Annotated in this window: 1 protein-coding gene; it reads right to left on the reverse strand. The window is 68.7% G+C overall.

Annotation, left to right across the window (positions count from 1 at the left end):
- Positions 1-308: 308 nt before the first annotated feature.
- On the reverse strand, positions 309-4,039 hold a 3,731-nt coding region (locus BZY54_RS46730), incomplete at its 5' end, for a GH92 family glycosyl hydrolase (RefSeq protein WP_107420009.1).

Genomic DNA, 4,039 nt, shown 5'->3' on the forward strand with positions numbered 1-4,039 from the left:
CGGGCAGACACCTCCCCCTCCGTCTGCCCGAGGGGGTGCCGGCTTGGGGCGACCCGGGATTGCGACAACGTTGTCTGAGCGGTCTGTACATGACTGTACCGTGGCAACAGACAACGATGTCAACCGAGTTGGCTGAGGACCGCCCGCGTGAGTGGCGGAACGACTGCGCGGCGGATCGCTTCCGTGCGGCCGGCGAACGACACCGACCTGCACCTCTTCGTGCCCGCGGTCCAGTGACCGGCCGAGCGGCACGAAGGGGCGGGTCCCGAAGGACCCGCCCCTTCCTCACGCCGGAGGGCGAGGGTGCGTCAGGCCAGCAGTTCCACCTCCGCCAGCGTCGAGGCGCCGTCCAGGACCAGGCGGTACTTCTGGTAGGTGCCCGGCTGGGCGATGGTGAACGGGCGGGTCTGCTTGTCCCAGGTGAAGGACTCACCGGAGCGCTTGTCCACGGTCTGCCAGTGGGTGCCGTCGTCGGACGCCTGGAGAGTCCAGCCCGTCGGGGCCTTCGTGCGGTCGGCCGAGGACGTCAGGGTGTACTGGACGGCCTTGGCCGGGTCGGTCACCGGCAGGTCCACGGTCGTCACCGTCGCGTCCGTCGACGAGGTGTCGTCGAACAGGGCGCCGTCACCCTTCAGCACGTCCGCCCGCGGGGTCGGCGCCTTGTCGCCGGTCGTGATCGACACGGGCGCCGCGTCGCGGTCCGTGCCCCACTTCGACGGCTGCGGGCCCATGTCGAACTCCAGGACCCCGCCCTTCGACAGCAGCGAGTGCGGCAGGTTGGTCGAGTTCCACGTCTTGCCGTTGAACCGCACGCCCTGGACGTAGATGTTCTTCGCGCTGTTCTTGGGCGCGTTGATCACCAGGTCGTGGCCGTTCTCCAGGTGGACGGTCGCCTTGGTGAACAGCGGAGAGCCGATGGCGTAGTCGCCGCTGCCCATGACCAGGGGGTAGAAGCCGAGCGAGGAGAAGAGGTACCAGGCCGACTGCTCGCCGTTGTCCTCGTCGCCGTGGTAGCCCTGGCCGATCTCGCTGCCGACGTAGAGCCGGGAGAGCACCTCACGGATCTTCTCCTGCGCCTTCCAGGGCTCGCCGGCCGCGTCGTACATGTACGTGACGTGGTGGGCGACCTGGTTGGAGTGGCCGTACTGGCCCATGCGCACGTCCCGCGCCTCGGTCATCTCGTGGATGATCCCGCCGTAGGAGCCGGCGAACTCGGGAGAGGCCGTCTCCGGGGTGGCGAAGTAGGTGTCGAGCTTGTCCGCGAGGGCCTTCTGGCCGCCGTAGAGGTTGGCGAGGCCCCGGCTGTCCTGGGGCGCGGTGAAGGCGTAGCCCCAGCCGTCGGTCTCCGTGTAGTCGTAGCCCCACACGCGCGGGTCGTACTTCGCGGAGTCGACACGCCAGTTGCCCTTGGCGTCACGGCCCTGGAAGAAGCCCGCCTTCGGGTCGAACAGCTTCACGTAGTCCTGGGCCCGGTTGAGGAAGTACTGCGACTCCTCCTGGTACCGCTTCTCGCCCGTCTTCTTGTAGAGGGCCTGGCCCATCTGCGCGATGCCGTAGTCGTTGACGTAGCCCTCCATCGCCCAGGACAGGCCCTCGCCGGTCGCCGTGCTGGTGTAGCCGAGGAAGGGGGAGGTGCTCATGCCCTTGCGGCCCACGCCGGAGGACGGGGGCACGACCGTGGCGTTCTTCACGGCCGCCTCGTACGCGGCCTTCGCGTCCATGGGCACGCCCTTGACGTAGGCGTCGGCGAACGCCACGTCCGAGGAGGTGCCGGTCATCAGGTCCGCGTAGCCGGGGGAGGACCAGCGGGAGGTCCAGCCGCCGTCCTTGTACTGCTGGACGAACCCGTCGACCATCTCACCGGCCTGAGAGGGCGTCAGCAGCGAGTACGCCGGCCAGGTGGTCCGGTAGGTGTCCCAGAAACCGTTGTTGACGTACACCTTGCCGTCGACGATCTTCGCGCCGGTGTGCGTCGGCGTGTCCTGGCCGGGCATCGGCGAGAACGGGGAGGCGTACTGGTACTTGCCGCCGACCTTCTCGAAGCCCGAGTTCGGGTACAGGTACAGCCGGTACATGCTGGAGTAGAGCGTGGTCAGCTGGTCCGGTGTGGCGCCCTGCACCTCGACCTTGCCGAGCAGCTGGTCCCAGGTGTGCCGGGCGTGCGCCTTCACCGCGTCGAAGGACGTCCCGTCCGGGATCTCCTGGCGCAGGTTGTCCTTGGCCTGGTCGACGCTGATGAGCGAGGTGGCCAGGCGCAGGGTGACGGTGTGGTCCGTGCCCGCGTCGAAGCGCAGGTACCCCTTGACACCGCTGGAGGAACCGTCCTTCACCGGCTTGTCGAAGACGCCGTAGACGAAGAGCCGGGTGGCGCCCGTGGACAGCCCGGACTTCACGTCCGAGTAGCCCGTGACGACGCCGTGCTCCTTGTCCAGGGTCAGGCCCGCCTGCTCGGTGACGTTGTCGAAGAGGACGCTCGCGTCGTCGCCCGGGTAGGTGAAGCGCAGCGCCGCCGCGTGGTCGGTCGGTGCCATCTCGGCCTTGAGACCGTTCTCGAACTTCACCCCGTAGTAGTACGGGCGCGCGGTCTCGTTCTCGTGCCGGAAGGGGAGCGCGCGGGCGGTGCGGTCGGTGTCCGGGGTGCCGGACGCGGCCGAGGGCATCACCTGGAAGGTCTGGCGGTCACCCATCCAGGGGCTCGGCTCGTGGCTGGCGCTGAACGCCTGGATCGTCGGCAGGTTGTCGGTGTTGTTCGCACGCGCGTACTCGTACAGCCAGCTCAGCGAGGACGCGTTGGTCACCGGCGTCCAGAAGTTGAAGCCGTGCGGCACGGCGGTCGCGGGGAAGTTGTTGCCGCGCGAGAAGCTGCCGCTGGAGTTGGTGCCGCGGGTGGTCAGCGCGTAGTCGGCCAGGTGCGCCTTCGGCTTCTCCGCGGCGACCTGCTTGATCGACACGTCGTCCAGCCAGCCGCGGAACTTCGCCGGTCCGCTGGGGGAGTCGTAGGCGAGGAGTACACGGTCGATCGTCTTGCCGGCCGCGACCGAGCCGATGCGCGAGACGACGTTGTTCCACTGGTTGACGTAGAGCGTCTTGGCCGCGCCCTGCGCCTGCGGGCTCAGTCCGAAGCCGTGCTGGTCGGTGGCGCCCAGCTGGCTCAGGTACGTGCCGTCGGTGAAGGCCAGGTCCACGGCGACGTTCGTGGCGTCGTAGTCGCGGTCGCCGTCCGCCATCGACGGGTAGAGGCGGTAGGACAGCTGCGTGTCGCGGGAGACCTTGACGTCGACGTCGAAGACCTTGTTGTACGAGTACGCCCGCCCCTTGGCCGTGTGCCGGCCGGCGTAGCGCAGCGCCCGCTTGCCCGTGTAGCCGGCACCGGACTTCGCGGTCGGTGAGCCGCTCGGGCCGCGGTCGACGAGGGAGAGCATGTCCTGCGGGACCGCCCCGCCGTCGTCGCCGGTGGAGAACTGCACGTCGGCGAGCTGGACTATGTTCGAGGCGCCGTTGTTCTTCGTGATGTCGAGCCGGAAGTGCTGGTATTCGGCCGGTTGGGCCAGATCGTAGGTCTTCGTCTGGAAGCGCGCGGAGAAGGACTCGCCGGAGCGGGTGTCGACGGTCTTCCAGTCCTTGCCGTCGGTGGACGCCTGGAGGGTCCAGTCCTTGGGGTCGCGCTCGGCGTAGTCGTTGGCGGATGTGAGGGCGTATCGAGTGATCTTTATGGGTTTGTCGAGGTCGAACTCGACCCAGCCGGTGGGCTCGAACGTCAGCCACTTGGTGCCCGACTCGCCGTCGACGAGGTTCTCCTTGACCTCGCCGCTGCCCGTGTTCTCTCCGCTGGCCCGCAGGTCCGTGACATGGTCGTCCACATTGCCGGGAATGCCGGTGCTGTAGCCGCCGTCCACGCCGGAGGCGCGCTTGCTGCCGTCCGGCGCGGTGTCGACCGTGTTCAGCCAGTCCGGCGCCGGGTCGCCGGCCTCGAACGAGGACGTGAACTCGGTCCCGGCGGTCGAGGTCCCGCCGCCCGGCAGGGCGACCGCCGCCCCCT

It is taken from the genome of Streptomyces carpinensis (genome assembly GCF_002154505.1).
Lineage (GTDB): Bacteria > Actinomycetota > Actinomycetes > Streptomycetales > Streptomycetaceae > Streptomyces > Streptomyces carpinensis.